This window comes from Bradyrhizobium sp. NBAIM03 (assembly GCF_020194055.1).
Taxonomy (GTDB): Bacteria; Pseudomonadota; Alphaproteobacteria; order Rhizobiales; family Xanthobacteraceae; genus Bradyrhizobium; species Bradyrhizobium yuanmingense.
Genome location: NZ_JADYVS010000189.1, coordinates 1 through 428, shown reverse-complemented (window position 1 = coordinate 428; position 428 = coordinate 1). Strand labels below are relative to the sequence as shown.

Here is a 428-nt window from a genome sequence, read left to right as displayed (position 1 = left end):
TAAGGTCACTCCCCAGGGGGCGTGACCTTATCCATATTTACGCCGGGATTTTGTCAATCTTAGGAATGCGTGACCACACGCGGTGTGCTGTCATCAGCGTTAACAGTTCATCCATAAAACTACCATCGGCGCGGTCAGCTTCCGCAATCCCTTCTTCACCCTGGTCAGCGACCTTGATTGTTGCTTTAAACTTGCGCGCGTCTCCTGCCAGCGCAATCGGTTTAAGGTGTTTGTAGGCTTCCATCAGATAGTAGTTGGCATCGCCGTTGTTAGCGATATCCGCAATATTGCCGCAAGGGACAATGACTGCATCGACCGTCAGCGAAGGCGCACCGGCAAAGGTAGCAGCTATAGGCAACACCGTACCGTCATCCGCAGTCACTTCCCCCATTCGCGAGTAGAGCAGTTTGGCATGAACGCCTTTGGCC

1 protein-coding gene is annotated in these 428 nt (G+C 53.3%); it reads right to left on the bottom strand.

Going from position 1 to position 428, the window contains the following annotated elements; all coding sequences use genetic code 11:
- Positions 1-37: 37 nt before the first annotated feature.
- Positions 38-428 (bottom strand): hypothetical protein (locus I6F21_RS38025; RefSeq protein WP_225184420.1); only part of this gene is annotated, 391 nt, incomplete at its 5' end.